General features: G+C 61.0%; 13 protein-coding genes. 2 read left to right on the forward strand and 11 right to left on the reverse strand.

The window, feature by feature from the left end; translation table 11 throughout:
- Window positions 1-386: 386 nt before the first annotated feature.
- The 6 genes from ACSC1P_RS18345 to ACSC1P_RS18370 all read right to left on the reverse strand — a co-directional run bounded on the left by ACSC1P_RS18345 (window position 387) and on the right by ACSC1P_RS18370 (window position 7294).
- Window positions 387-1319: a VOC family protein gene (locus ACSC1P_RS18345; protein WP_435361660.1), complete on the reverse strand. Its 933-nt coding sequence runs from the start codon at window positions 1317-1319 to the stop codon at window positions 387-389.
- 34 nt (window positions 1320-1353) lie between these two features.
- Window positions 1354-1992, reverse strand: a complete 639-nt coding sequence (locus tag ACSC1P_RS18350) for an alpha/beta hydrolase (protein WP_435361661.1) — start codon at window positions 1990-1992, stop codon at window positions 1354-1356.
- Between the two features lie 248 nt (window positions 1993-2240).
- Window positions 2241-3497: an ABC transporter substrate-binding protein gene (locus ACSC1P_RS18355; protein ID WP_435361662.1), complete on the reverse strand. Its 1257-nt coding sequence runs from the start codon at window positions 3495-3497 to the stop codon at window positions 2241-2243.
- Window positions 3498-3584: 87 nt separating this feature from the next.
- Entirely contained in the window at window positions 3585-4841 is a 1257-nt protein-coding gene (locus tag ACSC1P_RS18360) for an ABC transporter substrate-binding protein (RefSeq protein WP_435361663.1), read from the reverse strand.
- A gap of 62 nt (window positions 4842-4903) precedes the next feature.
- Complete coding sequence (locus ACSC1P_RS18365) at window positions 4904-6880, reverse strand: ABC transporter ATP-binding protein (protein ID WP_435361664.1); 1977 nt, start codon at window positions 6878-6880, stop codon at window positions 4904-4906.
- Between the two features lie 87 nt (window positions 6881-6967).
- The gene (locus ACSC1P_RS18370; RefSeq protein ID WP_435361665.1) at window positions 6968-7294 is read right to left on the reverse strand and encodes a zinc ribbon domain-containing protein; all 327 of its coding nucleotides are present in this window, start codon (window positions 7292-7294) and stop codon (window positions 6968-6970) included.
- A 213-nt stretch (window positions 7295-7507) separates the two neighbouring features.
- Here ACSC1P_RS18370 and ACSC1P_RS18375 point away from each other — a divergent pair, with 213 nt between their 5' ends.
- Complete coding sequence (locus ACSC1P_RS18375) at window positions 7508-7678, forward strand: hypothetical protein (RefSeq protein WP_492764736.1); 171 nt, start codon at window positions 7508-7510, stop codon at window positions 7676-7678.
- A 109-nt stretch (window positions 7679-7787) separates the two neighbouring features.
- On the opposite strand, the gene ACSC1P_RS18380 is transcribed toward ACSC1P_RS18375, so the two are convergent.
- The 5 genes from ACSC1P_RS18380 to ACSC1P_RS18400 form a co-directional block, all read right to left on the reverse strand.
- Window positions 7788-8609 (reverse strand): ABC transporter ATP-binding protein, encoded by an 822-nt coding sequence (locus tag ACSC1P_RS18380; protein WP_435361666.1) that lies wholly within the window; start codon window positions 8607-8609, stop codon window positions 7788-7790.
- A gap of 2 nt (window positions 8610-8611) precedes the next feature.
- Window positions 8612-9751, reverse strand: coding sequence for a FecCD family ABC transporter permease (locus ACSC1P_RS18385; protein WP_435361667.1), 1140 nt, complete (start codon window positions 9749-9751; stop codon window positions 8612-8614).
- Between the two features lie 296 nt (window positions 9752-10047).
- Entirely contained in the window at window positions 10048-10821 is a 774-nt protein-coding gene (locus ACSC1P_RS18390) for a C39 family peptidase (protein ID WP_435361668.1), read from the reverse strand.
- Window positions 10822-10954: 133 nt separating this feature from the next.
- Window positions 10955-11869, reverse strand: coding sequence for an FAD-dependent oxidoreductase (locus ACSC1P_RS18395; protein WP_435361669.1), 915 nt, complete (start codon window positions 11867-11869; stop codon window positions 10955-10957).
- A gap of 2 nt (window positions 11870-11871) precedes the next feature.
- A complete protein-coding gene (locus ACSC1P_RS18400) occupies window positions 11872-13071 on the reverse strand; it encodes an ABC transporter substrate-binding protein (RefSeq protein ID WP_435361670.1) in 1200 nt (399 codons plus the stop codon).
- 189 nt (window positions 13072-13260) lie between these two features.
- Here ACSC1P_RS18400 and ACSC1P_RS18405 point away from each other — a divergent pair, with 189 nt between their 5' ends.
- Window positions 13261-13689 carry a DoxX family protein gene (locus ACSC1P_RS18405; protein WP_435361671.1) on the forward strand — a complete coding sequence of 143 codons (429 nt, stop codon included), beginning with the start codon at window positions 13261-13263 and terminating at the stop codon, window positions 13687-13689.

Here is a 13689-nt window from a genome sequence, read left to right on the forward strand (position 1 = left end):
TTGTACCGGTGACCGTGAGATGTGTTCGTGGTATTCGGCCATCTCTGACGGTTATACGGGCGAATTCTGTAATGTCCGTGGGTGAGGAGGTCATCGAGAACGACGGAAAATCAAGGCTGTTTCGGTGCCGATGGCTGACTTTCAGACGAATAAGAGAGTCATATTCGAGTGAATTTCTTGTGTGGCTGAGATTAACTGCTCGGAGACTGTCAGGTAGTGTGTCGTACACCGAAATTTTACTTCGTGGACATGAATTCTCGGTGTGATTCGATGGAGACGTCACAGAAAACCGAACTCAGCCGTGAGAATCCACCCGACTCTCGTCGATATCTCTACTGAGATGCCGGGCGCGAAAAGAGTGTGCTGGACGTCGCCGAATCTGTCGTTCAGAGTGCGGGCAGTTCGAGCGTGGGCAGTTGGCTCGTAATCATCTCGCGGTCCTGCTCGTACTGCGGTGGCAGCCGTAGTCCGGACCCGAGGTCGGCGACCGATTCGTCGACGGTCAGTCCGGGCTTGGTAGTGGCGAGTTCGAACAGAATGCCACCGGGTTCGCGGAAGTAGACCGACTGGAAGTAGTTGCGGTCCTTGACCCACGTCGGTTCCAGCCCAGCCTCGGTGAGTCGTGCTCGCCACTCCGACAACGATTGCTCACCGACGTCGAACGCGACGTGGTGGACCGTGCCGCTCCCTTCCCGCCCATACGGTGCGTCGGTGTCGAGCAGGTCGACTACAGCCGTCGCCGTCCCGTCTTCATCCCTCTTGACGTAGCGGACTCGGTCACCCTCTTGCCCTTGGAGGTCGAAGCCGAGGACTTCCAGCGTGGCGGCCGTGTGGAAGACGCTCGCCGACTGGAGCGTGACGCTGTGGACGTCCCGGATTGCACGTTCGGCCGGTACCGCGTCGGTCGCCGGTGTCTGGTCGGTCGCCGTCGCGACGAGTTCCAGTGGTTGGCCGTCGCCGTCGCCGAATTCGAGGACCGTATCACCGAAGCGGTCAGTGGGGTCTTCGACGGGGAATCCCCGTCGTTCGAGTCGGTCCTGCCAGAAGTCCAGTGCACCGGGCGGAACGGAGAACGCCGTCGCGACTGGCTGTGGTTTGCCGAGTCTGCCCTCGGCCCCGCGCTGGTACGGGAACGTGGTGAACAGGGTTCGTTCGCCGCGTTCGTCGCCGTAGTAGAGGTGGTAGGCGAACTTGTCGTCGTAGTTCACGGTGCGCTTGACGAGGCGCAAGCCGAGCACGTCGGTGCAGAAGTCGACGTTTGCCTGCGGGTCGCCGGAGATGACCGAGACGTGGTGGAAGCCGTGTACTGTGTCTGTCATGGGTTCGTTGGTGTGTGTTCGTACTGTCGTTCGTTCACTGGACGAGTCCAGCGACCATCGCCGAAACGCGGTCGGCTTCGTCCTGGTCGATACCGTGGCCTCTGCCCTCGACGATGCGCGTGGCCACGTCGGCGTTCAAGGCGTCGAACATTGCCGCCGACTTGTGGACGCGCTCGACTGGCACAAACTGGTCCGCGGTGCCACAGCCGAGGAAGACAGGCATCCCGTCGAGGGTTCCCTCGTACTCGTCCGTACTGACTGTCTCCCCGAGCAAGCCACCGCTCAAGACCGCCAGACCGCCGTACCGTGCCGGGTTACGGGCGACGAACTCTGCGGCGAGACACGCTCCTTGCGAGAAGCCACAGAGCATCACCCGGCCGCGGGGGATGCCGACGTCGAGAGCGGTGTCGACAGCAGCACGAACTGCCGCCAAGTTCGCGGCCAGTTGCGGTTCGTTCGCTTCGATGGGCGCGGTGAACGCGTTCGGGTACCACGAGTTATCGGGTGCCTGCGGCGCGAGTTGGGCGACGCTGTGGTGGTGAAACTCGTCGGCCCACTGGACCACGTTTCGGGCTGTTTCGCCCCGGCTGTGGAGGAGGACGACTGCAGCATCGGCGGCGCGAAGCGGCGCGCCGGCGGTGACGAGGTTCTGCTGTCGGTCGGTGCCAGTCATGTGCTGGTGTGGACAGTCGCTTGGCTGTGTGTCGATTCGATACTCGTCAATTGGAGCCACTCAAGAATATACGTTCTCGGACGTTCCCGTCACCGGGTGGCACAGATGTCACGGGGACCACGTCACTCGAACCGAAAAGAGATGGGACGACTGTGGATTCCGGTCGGACTGCTCGGCGATAGTCGTGGAATCGGTCGTGGATGTCGGCTCGCTCGACCAATCGCAGTCGACCAGCAGTTCCGGCCAGTTTAAACGTTCCCGTTGATGACGTCAGCGACGCGCTGGCGGTCGAATAACTGCTCTTCTTTCGAAATCTCTGGGTACGGTCCCGTCTCGTACTCGGGCCACTCGCCGAACTGCTCGGGGTGGAGCTGTTTCGCGGTCATCTCTATCTGGAACAGGTTGAGAATCGGCCCCTGATAGCGGGCACCCTGGGCGTACACGCGGTCGTTCTGAACCGCCGTAATCTCGCGGGCGACCGGGTCGTCCTGCAGCTTCTGGCGGACGTCGGCCATGTTCACCGTGGGGTGCATGCCGGCGAACAGGAAGATGACTTCGGGGTCAGCTTCGAGCATCGTTTCGAAGTCGACGGTCGTCTGGGACTCCACGTCGTCGCCGAAGGCCTCGACCACGCCGAGCGGACGCGTGTGAGCCGTCCGGAAGCCAGGTTCGTCGAGTCGGTAGACGTAGATGCTCTCGATGTCCGTCGAGGCGATCATCACGGAGGACGGCCGGTCGGACTCGGCGGGAAGTTTCGACTCGATAGTGTCGACCATTCCGTTCCGAACCTCGGTGAGGGCTTCGTAGCGAGCCTCTTCGCGGAAGGCCTGTGCGACCTTCTCGAACTGCTCCCACAGGGTGTAGTACTCGTACTGGTCGCGCCAGCCCTCGGGCGGTTTACTGCGACCGGCGCTGTAGGAGTTGCCGAACCACGGCCCGATGTTCTGCTCTACCTCGTCGAGGTCTTGCTGGTTCCACTTTCCGAGCGCCGAAACGCTGGACGGGTCGGCGAGGTGGATGTCGCTGTCGAGTTCGTACAGCTTCTCCTTGCTCGTCTCCCACGAGGAGTAGAGTCCCTGCCAGTCGAGGGTGACGCCGGGCAACCGAGTGACGAACTCGTTCCACAGGCCGTCGTAGTACTCCGGGGCGTGCATCGCGTTGATGCTGTTGCCACGGCCGAGGGCGAACGCCATGTCTGCGAGGTGGGTCAGGCGGGTGAAGACGGTCTCTGGTGCTTCTTCGAACTCGACCTCACCCATCGGTGCCATCGACACCGTGTAGGGCCCATCGGGCGTCTCGGTCGATTCGCCCGAGTCAGTCGATTCTCCGCCCTCGGACGGCTCTCCCGTCGCCGTCGAGCCGTCCGTTCCGACCGCAGACTGCGTGCTGTTCGTGTCGCTCCCACCCGTACACCCAGCGAGCAGGCCTGCCGTGAGTGCCGCACCGCCGTAGCGTAGGTAGGCCCGCCGCGTCGACTCCGTACTGTTTCTCGTCTGCTTGGACATATTCTTTAGGCTAGCCTAAAAAGCATTAACAGCTTCGATTTTTAGGCTCGCCTAAAATAATTCCTCTACGACTGCTCCGCGCCTCGGTTAGAAGTCGCCACGAACGATTGCGGCGACTCTCTCGCGGTCGAACAACCGCTCCTCGCTCGGAATCTCGGGGTACGGCTGGCCGTCCTCGTACTCCGGCCACTCGCCGAACTGCTCGGGGTACAGCTGTTTCGCACCCATCTCCATCTGGAACAGGTTCATCAGCGGGCCCTGATAGCGCATCCCCGCCGGGTAGACGCGATCTTCTTTCACAGCCGTCAACTGACTGCCGACCGGGTGACTGTTGAGTTTCTCGAGTGTGTCCGCCATGCTGTAACTCGGGGTCATCCCCCAGAGGTGCAGAATCACGTCGGGGTCGGCTTCGAGCATCGTCTCGTAATCGATGCTCCCCCAGAGGCTCCCCCAGTCCTTCTGGGCGAACGCGTCGTTGGCACCAAGCGGCCGGGTGTCGGCCAGCCAGTAGCCGGGCTTGTTGAGGTGGTACGTGTAGAACTGCTCGCCGTCGGCGGCGAGGGTCACGCGGACCGCAGTCGGCCGGTCTTCCTTCGCGGGCAGGTCGGCCTCGATGGTCGAGACGAGGTCGGTGTGGACCTGCGCCAGCGCCTCGTAGCGTTTCTCTTCCCGGAGTACCTGTGCGACCTTCCCGAACAGTTCCCAGAGTGAGTAGAACTGGTAGTCGTCGGTTCCGTCGGGGACCCCGTTCTGCGTGCCGCTGAAGAAGTTGCCGAACCACGGCGAAATCTGACTCTCGACTTCGTCGACGTCGGACTGGCCCCAATTGTTCTGGTTCGCGGCCCAGATGGGATCGGCGAAGTGGACATCGCTGTCGAGTTCGAATATCTTCTCCTTCGGAAGGCCGTCGACGAGCGGGTCGACGAGGCCCTCCCAGTCGAATGAGACGCCGTCGAGTCGGTCGTAGTAGTGGTTCATCGTCGTCCCGGACATCTGGGGGACGTACACCGAGTTCACACCGTCGCCGTGTCCGAGCGCGACGGCCATGTCCGCGTACGTGGAGAAGACGGTGAAGATGTCCTCGGGCGTCTCCTCGAACTCGACTTCGCCCATCGGCGACATGGAGACCGAGTACGGGCCGTCGTCCGTGGTCGTCGACTGCTCGTTCGAGTCGCCGGTCTCCGTGGGTTCGTCGGTTCCCGCAGAGCCGCTGGTGTTCTGGGACGTGGTCGTCTCGTTACCGCCGGTACAGCCGGCGAGCAGTCCTGCCGTAACTGCTGCACCGGTGGCGCTGAGATACGCGCGCCGTGTCGAACGTGACTGGTCACGCTGCTCGTTGGACATGTTCTTTAGGCTTGCCTAAAACACTTTAATAGCTTCGATTTTTAGGCGGGCCAAAACAGGTGCTACGGTTTCCTATCGAAGCTCTCGGCCCCGTTATCGAGCAGTCGCTGGGGGACGTAGTCGAGTTCTCCCGCCTGCACACCCCAGAGTGTCGCGTACAATCTACCCTGCGCGAGCAGTTCGTCGTGGGTGCCGCGCTCCTCGATGCGGCCGTCGTCGACCACCAGAATCGTGTCCGCGTCCTTGATGGTCGAAAGTCGGTGGGCAATGGCGACAGTCGTCCGGTCGGCGGTCACCTCGTCGAGACTCCGTTGAATCAGGAGTTCCGTCTCGGTGTCGACGCTCGCGGTCGCTTCGTCGAGGACGATAACCTCCGGGTCCTGCAGGACGACACGAGCGAGGGCGATGCGCTGGCGCTGGCCACCGGAGAGCTTCACGCCACGCTCGCCGACCCGTGTCTCGTATCCGTCGGGCAACGCCTCGATGAACTCGTGGGCTTCGGCGGCACGCGCAGCCTCCCGAACCGCCGTGTGGCCTGCATCGAACGCCCCGTACCTGACGTTCTCTTCGACGGTCCCGTCGAAGAGGAACGTGTCTTGGCTTACATAGCCGATAGACCCACGGAGACTCGACATCGTCACCTCGCGCACGTCGTGGCCGTCCACGCGAACGGCCCCGTCGGTCACGTCGTACAGTCTGAGGAGGAGTTTCGCGACGGTCGACTTGCCCGCGCCGGTCGGCCCGACGATGGCGACGGTCTCGCCCGGGTCGACGGTGAAGTCGATGCCGTCGAGGATGACCTCGTCGGGTTCCCCACCGTCACTGGGGGTGTCTGCATCCGCCATCCCGTACGCGAACGACACGTCGTCGTATTCGATGCGACCGGAGACCTCCCCGAGTTCGACAGCATCGGGCGCGTTCTGTACCGACACCGGCACGTCGAGCAGGCCACAGACACGCTTGCCCGACGCCCGGGCGTTCTCGTACCAGTCGACGATGCTCGACAGCTGGGCGAGCGGCGGCGTGAGTTGTTGCGTGAGCAGGACGAACACGACGAAGTCGCCGACGGAGAGGTCTCCCGAGAAGAACAGCGGCGGGCCAACAGCGACCCAGAGTCCACCGAGGACGAACGTCGCCAGGAGGACGAGACCGGTCAACAGTTCCATGCCCGGTCGGTAGAAGTAACTCAGTCTGAGAACGGCCATCTCCGCATCGAAGAGGTTCCGCGAGACCGTGCGGACCCGGTCGTTCTCGTACTCCTCCGTGCTCGCAGTCTTCACGAGTTCGATACCGCTCAGCCCGTTCTCTATTCTGGTGTTGAGATTACCAACCTCCGCCCGGAGCGTGGTGTACTTCGGCTCGATGACACGCACGAACCACCACGTGAACGCGACGAGCAGCGGAATCGCCACGAGCGTCACCGACGCGAGTTGCCAGTTCGTGTAAAACAGCGTCGCCGAGATACCGACGACGAGGACGGCGATGCGGACGGTGTCGCTCAGCGCGTTGTCGAGGAACACTTCGAGGTTCGAGGTGTCGTTGTTCAGAATCGATAGAATTTCACCTGTCTGCTTGTCGTCGAAGAAGGCCATGTCCAGCCGTTGCATCTTCTCGTAGGCGTCGGTCCGGATGGTGTACATCACGCCGTGAGCGAAGTAGTTCATCGTCACCCCACGGACCCACGCGAGGACGGCCGAACAGACCAGCGCGACGCCGACGAGTCCTGCCGACAGCCAGAACTGGGCCAGTTGCTCGGTGGGCAGCCACGCCTGGGGAACGAACGGGAGCGTGTACTGACTCTCGCCCGTGAACACGGCGTCGATGGTCGTCCCGAGGACGATGGGCGTCACCAGCGTCGCGCCGTAGCCGAGCACGCTCGCGACGAGGCCGATGAGGAGCCATCGGGACTCCGCGCGGCCGTACTCGTCGAAAAGTCGTCGCAGCGGTCGGCTCACCTGGTCACGGGCGCGTTCGAGTCGCGAGTTGGCTGGGTCGTCGGTCACAGTAGCGTCACCTCCGACGTAGACCCGCGGGTACATACCGTTAGGGACGACGGAGAATCGGGGTGGGTGCTACTGGTAGCGGCCGATGAGTCCAGGCCAACTGTGCAGGTGCGGGGCCTGCTGCTACTGGGTAGTCGGGCTCTCGTCGGTGGAACCGGTAGATTCGTCGCCGGATGGTACGTCGGCAGATTTGTCGGATGCACCAGCAGCAGCGTCGTCGGACGCAACGTCAGCAGTATCCTCCGCACCCTCAGGATTCTCAGCATCCGCAGCAGCGTCGACATCGTCGGCGACCACTGTAGCCGCCCCGCACTCGGGGCACTCCTCGTGGATCGTACTGTACCGCGCGTCACACTCGGCACAGTCTGTGTTCGCGTGTTCCTCGGCCACAGCCTTCGCTTCTGACGTGAACTGGCCGACCTCCCGACCGATTTTCCTGAATAGCCCCATCTGTCTCTGCAGAGAAGGCCTCCAGCGGGATAAGACCTCGTCGTCCCCCAGTGAGGAGTCCCCGCTCCCCCGTGGTGGCGACCTCGTCTCGCTGATGGAAAGCCCACTTCTTTGTGTAGTCGTGGGTCGGGTTCAGAGTTATAACCAGTCTACTCTCAAAGATGTTGTCGCCGTAATTGGTAAAGAGACTCGATGACTATACTCGACTCAGCAATGGCGTCCAGTACCGATTACCCGTCGCCGGTCGACGAAGAGGTCCGCCAGCTGTACGAGCGGTATCAGGCTGCGGACAACGCCGAGGACCGTCACGAAATCCTCCTCGAAATAGGAGCACTCGATGGGCGTCGTCACGAAGAGATTTACGACGCACTCGAGGACGAGTAGGCAACTTTAGTCTACCGCACCCAGTCTAGACACGGGAGACGTACTCGGAGTCTCTATCCCTCAGCAGTCATCGTATTTTCGGCAAGTGGTACCAAGAGGGGTTCGCACGTCACTCGTCGATGGCCCGGTGCGGCGCGATGTGCGGTCCCGTCGGGCTCTCACTGTCGACGCTAGCGTCGACTTGGAACACGTCTGCGAGTAGTTCCTCGGTGACGACTTCGCGCGGCGGTCCCCAGTCGTACATCTCCCCGTCTTTCATCGCGATGAGGTTGTCCGCGAAGCGCGCCGCCTGCCCGATGTCGTGCAGGACGATACCGACCGTGACGCCCTCCTCCTCGTTGAGGGTGCGAACGACCTCCATCACGCGCAACTGGTGGTGCAAGTCGAGGTACGTGGTCGGCTCGTCGAGTAACAGCACGTCGGTGTCCTGCGCGAGGACCATGGCGATCCACGCGAGCTGTTTCTGGCCGCCGCTGAGGTTCGCCATCGAACTGTCGCGCATGTGCTCGACGCCGGCCAGTTCGATTGCATTGTCGACTGCTTCGTGGTCGTCCTCAGTGACGGACTCGAAGAAGCCCCGGTGTGGATACCGACCGTGGAACACGAGATCCTCGACGGTCAGGCTCTCCGGTGAATCGTTCTCCTGTGAGAGCAGGCCGAGTTTAGTGGCCAGTTCCTTCGAGTCGAACTCGCGAAGTCGCTCGCCGTCGAGCAGGATACGACCTCGCTCGGGTTCGAGCTGGTTCGCCATCGACTTCAGGAGCGTACTCTTTCCGCTCCCGTTCGGGCCGACGAGGGCCGTCACTTCCCCCGCCGGGAGGACGACCGTGTCACACTCGACGACCGGTTCGTCGGTCGTCGGGTAGCCAATGGCGAGATTATCTCCGACCAAATCCGACGACTGGGTACTGGGAACTGATTCCTGCTCCATCGTTAGACCTCACCAAGATTAGTCCGTCGCCGCATCAGATAGAGGAAGTATGGGCCACCCACGAGACCGGTGACGATACCAACAGGGAGTTGCAAGGGTGCACCGGTGAGTACCTGCATGCCAAGCCGAGCACCGACATCAGCACCCACCACCAGCGCCGGTCCAGCGAACAAACAGCCGACGATGAGCTTCTTATAGTCACTTCCGACCACGTTCCGTACCACGTGTGGCACGATGAGACCGACGAAACTGACGATGCCTGCCACAGCGATACTCGCGGAAGCGGCGAGGACGGCCACACACGAGAGCGCGAATCGCATTTTCTCGACGTTCATACCGAGTGCCTTCGCGGTCCGCTCACCGAGCAACAGCACGTTCAACTGTCGGGAGCCGAGCAGCGACAGTCCCATCGCTAGAATAGTCCACGGAAGGATGATTCGGACCTGTTCCCAGTCGGCACCGAGTAGTGAACCTGTCGTCCACGCTCGTGCGGTCTTGGCGATGGCGATGTCTTGGGCGAAGAAGAACATCGCAGTCTGTAACGAGTTGAACACCGTCCCGACGATGATACCCGCGAGGACGAGGCGGACGGGTGAGGTTCCGTTCTTCCATGCAATCGCGTAGACGATTAAGAACGCCCCAGCGCCGCCGAACGCCGCGATCAACGGCATGTACGTCGTCAGCGTGCCGAAGAAGACGAGCGTCATCAAGATCATCATCCCGGCACCAGACGAGACGCCGAGGATGAATGGACTCGCCAGTTCGTTCCGGGTGACGGCCTGAAAGATGGCACCCGAAACGGCGAGGTTCATTCCCACGAAAACACCAGCGAGCACGCGAGGAAGACGCATATGCCAGACGATCAGGTTCTTTCGTCCCATCTCGGGCAGTTCCTCGCCGAGAAGGAACGCTTTCCAAATCTCGATATCGAATAGAACCTTCGTATCGCTCAGGGAGCCCCAGACTTCACCATAGCTCATCACGTACGGGCCGTGACTCACCTGCACTACGCCAGCAACTGCTACGATTGCTGTACTCGCGATAGCGAGGGTGACCAGTTTCGGGTCGAATAGCCAACCCAAGCGAGTAGCCATAGGTGTCGAGTCCCTGCCGGTGTCGAGATTGGCTTCTCCTCCACTCATATTGAGGCCTGATTGATTCCACAGGATGGGTACCCTGTTGTTGTGGCCGAAAAGCTGAGTCGTCTCAAGCTTGCGTAATTTTGTCGCTGTCGCAATCCGAGATTCATAAATTCAGTCTCCATATGTTTTTGGCGAGCCTAAAGAGACAAACCTCTTTCGAAATTTAGGGGGGCCGAAAAGTCGAACCGTGCCGTCTATTCCCAGAATCTACTCTAGTCAGAACACGAAAATTGGTTACGAAGGTTGGGGTTACTCAACGGGTCGTCCACCGTCAGGGCGTAAATTTGCCAGTAGCGCTAGTCGCTTACTGTAATGATGGAGTATTCAGACCAGTTGCCCCATTCGATGACGTGCGGCTGGGGGTTGCTCCAACCGTCGTGGATAACGAGTTCGTCAACCGTCGCACCACCACTCCATGTGTATCCAACGACGGCAACTGAGTGATTTCCGTAGGCCTTTTTCGAACTGGGGTAATCCTTCGCCCGGCCGCCGTTCAGCATGTTCAACATGAACGGGCGATTGTTGTTATCAATCTCTTCGAGGACTAGTTCCGCATCGACGGTGAGGTGTTGCTGAGCGGAATAACTGTTCGAACCAGCCGAGTACGCCTCGATGCCATCGCAGATGGGCTGGAGTATCGCATCGTCGAATGGTGGTGATATATCTCCCAAATCGATGGGATCAGAAGTTCCATCGTTCGAAGTGTCCATGTTGATATGTAGTCTATCGATTAGCGACTCTCGACGAGAGCCGTTCGACTCAGAAACATTTTCATGGTAGCCGAGGACCATCGAGGCGGCTATTGGAGAGCAGCCGTCCCAGTCGTCCCATTCGTCGATTCCCCATCCGATGTTCGTCGAGTCTCCACCACCGAGATCCTGTGCGGTCCAGCAGGGAACACCGGAGACCGACCCTTCTACCGTCGAACTGGCTGCTGTTACGTTACTGAATATGGAACCTCCGAGGACTGAACCTCCAAGAACTGCGCCAGCATTGGAGAGGAAACGGCGCCGACCGGAATCGCTCGATTGGGAACTGTTCGCGGCATCTGCATCATCTCTTCTTTCCATCGCACTTGGGAATCACCAATGGAGACATTTAAAACTTATTTTTCCTATATGTGTGTTTGATTACCATTTGGTGTTAGTCAAAGTATATTAATAATTGGGGGCAATTGTCGATAAAACTGCCTTAGTCGATAGATTACGAGGTTCGTCCAGACGCAGCATCTATCTTCCGGGCACGTTTCACAATCAATCGATCATCGATGTGGTCTAGCAGACTTCGCTGGCCACGCTCGGTCCGGTCGGCGATGTCCTCGTCCGTGATGTACGTCTCGAACCGACGGTCGATGGCGCGCTCTCTGAGTTCGACTTTCCGCTCTTCGGAGAGGCCGTGGTCCTCGGGGAGGTTGTTCTCGAACCACTCACGCCAGCGGTCTGTGTCGGCCCACTCGCCGGTGAGCGTCGACTCGCGGCGAATCCAGTCGTACCGGTCCGCGAGTTCTTCGGGATAGCCCTCGTCGACCGCGGCGGCTTCGACCACCGCGATGCCGACACGGGCACCGCGACCGGCCGCGATGATCGCCTGTCGGTCGGCCTCTTCTGAAGGCGAGGCGACGTACAAGCCCTCGATTGGGGTTGTCCCGTCCATCTCGGCGTACGACCGCTCGAAGTGTTCGTGGGTGTAGAACATCGCTTCGTCGTCGTCCAGCCCACGCATGTACTCGCCATCGTAACGAGTCGCAGCGATGACGCGGCGGGCAGTGACGACGCCGTCGTCCTGTGTCTCGACGACGAAGCCGGGACCGTCGTCAGCACGAGTTACCGACTCGACCATGTCAGAGACGAGGTCACAACCGGTCTCGACCAGGTGGTCGTGCATGAGGCCGTAGAACGTCTCTACGTCGATTCCCGCGGGAAAGCCGAGGTAGTTCTCGAGGTGGGCACACCGCTGAATGGACGACCGGCCACGGTCGAAGACGACCGTGTCGAGATCGTAACGCTCGGTGAACAGCGCGGCCGAACAGCCGGCCGGGCCACCACCGACGACGACGACGTCGTAGTCGAAGCGCTCGTTTCCATCGTCCGTTGTCGCTTCCTCCTGCGTCTCGGACATCCTCACAGGTCTCCGTTGACGATGGCGGACACGCGCTGGCGGTCGTACAGTTCTGCGTCGGCACCGTACAGGTCTGCGGCCAGCCGTTCGGTCAGCACGAGGTTCGTGATGGGGCCCTGATAGAGGCCACCGGCGCGGTACACGTCGCCGTTCTGGACGGCGGTGAGTGCGCTCGCCACGTCGTGGTTCTCCATGAACGAGACGACCGTGTTCTGGAACTCCTCGGCGGACTTCGCTTCCTGCCCACGGATGAGGATGGTCTCGGGGTCGACTTCCAGCAACGTCTCGAAGTCGATGGCCCCACGACTCTCGTGGAAGTTCTTCACGTCGGTCTGTGCGAGCGCGTCACCGACTTTCAGGTCGCGAAGGTGCTTGAAGCTCGTTCCCTCGTCGATGACGTAGGGGTAGAACTGCTCGGGCTGGTCGCCGCCGCCCCAGATGACCGCGACGTTCGGTCGCTCGCTCTCGCCGGGGATGACCGACGAGAGGTTCGACTGGAACTCCTCGTGAACCGTCACCATCGCCTCGTAGCGGTCCGTGCGCTGGAAGACCTCGGCGAACTTGCCGAAGGCGTCCATGAGCGAGAGGTAGTCGTAGTCGTGCCACGGGTAGCCGCGCGAGAAGATGCTGTTCCCGAAGAACGGGCCGATCTGGTTCTCGATTTCGTCGATGTCGCCCTGCTTCCACTTCGCGCGGTTCATGAGGAAGTTGGGGTCGGCGATGTGGACATCGGCGTCGAGTTCATAGAACTGCTCTTTGCCGAGCGAGTCGCCCCAGAGCTGCTTGATTGCGCTCTTGTCGACGCTCACGTTCGGGATGTCGTCGTAGTACTGCGTGTGGTACCGACTCGGCAGCCAGACACCCTTCGGCGGTTCGAGGCCGAGCGCGATACCCATGTCCGCCCAGCTACCGTTGTTCGCGACCCACGTCTCCGGGACGCTCTCGAACTGGACCTCGCCGACTGGTGTCATCGAGACCGAGTATGGTCCGTCGCTTGACTCCTCTTCGGACGTCTCCGTTGAGGCATCGGTCCCCGTCGGCGCGTCCGTTCCCGTCGCCTCGGACGTGCCAGTTTCTGACGGCTCGCCACCGTCGCTGTCGCCGGTACAGCCTGCGAGAAGAGTGCCTGTGAGAGCTGCTCCGCCAACCTTCAGATACTGACGACGAGTCGCCGAACTGTCTTCCCTGGAATCACGCTTCATACTCTTTAGGCCCACCTAAACCAATAAATGGCTTGCGATTTTTTGGCCAACCGAAAACAGCGGCAGACTCGTCCATGTAGGGGATAATTGCCTGTCTACACTCTGAAACCGGGGTGAGCGACCGAATCCGTCGGTGCGCTCCGCTCGTGAGGGACAACGCTATTGCGAGTTCCCCTGGATTCCACCCGTATGCAGGACGAACTTGGACGAGTTCTCAGCCGCGTAAAGCGGCCGCTTCGCTACGTGATGGGCCTCCTCTACATCGGTGCAGGCGTGATGCACTTCGTCGCGCCGTCGGTGTACGCACAAATCGTGCCGCCGATGTTTCCAGCCGCGCTCACACTCGTCTACCTGAGCGGCGTCGCCGAGATACTGCTCGGCGTGGGCGTGCTCGTTCCCCGAACCCAGCGGGTTGCTGCCTGGGGACTCATCGCCTTACTGGTCGCAGTCTTCCCGGCGAACGTGTACATGGCGACGAGTGGCGTGGTGCTCGAAGGCGCGCCAGCGTTCATGCAGGACCCGTCGCCGATAGCACGGTGGGGGAGGCTTCCCCTGCAAGGACTGCTCATCCTCTGGGCATGGTGGTACACGAAACCATCTACAGCGACCAAGAACTGA

Source organism: Haloarchaeobius caseinilyticus (assembly GCF_051207395.1).
Taxonomy (GTDB): domain Archaea; phylum Halobacteriota; class Halobacteria; order Halobacteriales; family Natrialbaceae; genus Haloarchaeobius.

What these genes read in the sequence shown, in the direction of transcription:
- ACSC1P_RS18380 (WP_435361666.1), bottom strand. Translation starts at nt 8,609, where the DNA reads ATGGAGCAGGAATCAGTTCCCAGTACCCAGTCGTCGGATTTGGTCGGA.
- ACSC1P_RS18375 (WP_492764736.1), top strand. Translation starts at nt 7,508, where the DNA reads ATGGCGTCCAGTACCGATTACCCGTCGCCGGTCGACGAAGAGGTCCGC.
- ACSC1P_RS18400 (WP_435361670.1), bottom strand. Translation starts at nt 13,071, where the DNA reads ATGAAGCGTGATTCCAGGGAAGACAGTTCGGCGACTCGTCGTCAGTAT.
- ACSC1P_RS18365 (WP_435361664.1), bottom strand. Translation starts at nt 6,880, where the DNA reads ATGTACCCGCGGGTCTACGTCGGAGGTGACGCTACTGTGACCGACGAC.
- ACSC1P_RS18395 (WP_435361669.1), bottom strand. Translation starts at nt 11,869, where the DNA reads ATGTCCGAGACGCAGGAGGAAGCGACAACGGACGATGGAAACGAGCGC.
- ACSC1P_RS18370 (WP_435361665.1), bottom strand. Translation starts at nt 7,294, where the DNA reads ATGGGGCTATTCAGGAAAATCGGTCGGGAGGTCGGCCAGTTCACGTCA.
- ACSC1P_RS18405 (WP_435361671.1), top strand. Translation starts at nt 13,261, where the DNA reads ATGCAGGACGAACTTGGACGAGTTCTCAGCCGCGTAAAGCGGCCGCTT.
- ACSC1P_RS18385 (WP_435361667.1), bottom strand. Translation starts at nt 9,751, where the DNA reads ATGAGTGGAGGAGAAGCCAATCTCGACACCGGCAGGGACTCGACACCT.
- ACSC1P_RS18390 (WP_435361668.1), bottom strand. Translation starts at nt 10,821, where the DNA reads ATGGAAAGAAGAGATGATGCAGATGCCGCGAACAGTTCCCAATCGAGC.
- ACSC1P_RS18350 (WP_435361661.1), bottom strand. Translation starts at nt 1,992, where the DNA reads ATGACTGGCACCGACCGACAGCAGAACCTCGTCACCGCCGGCGCGCCG.
- ACSC1P_RS18345 (WP_435361660.1), bottom strand. Translation starts at nt 1,319, where the DNA reads ATGACAGACACAGTACACGGCTTCCACCACGTCTCGGTCATCTCCGGC.
- ACSC1P_RS18360 (WP_435361663.1), bottom strand. Translation starts at nt 4,841, where the DNA reads ATGTCCAACGAGCAGCGTGACCAGTCACGTTCGACACGGCGCGCGTAT.
- ACSC1P_RS18355 (WP_435361662.1), bottom strand. Translation starts at nt 3,497, where the DNA reads ATGTCCAAGCAGACGAGAAACAGTACGGAGTCGACGCGGCGGGCCTAC.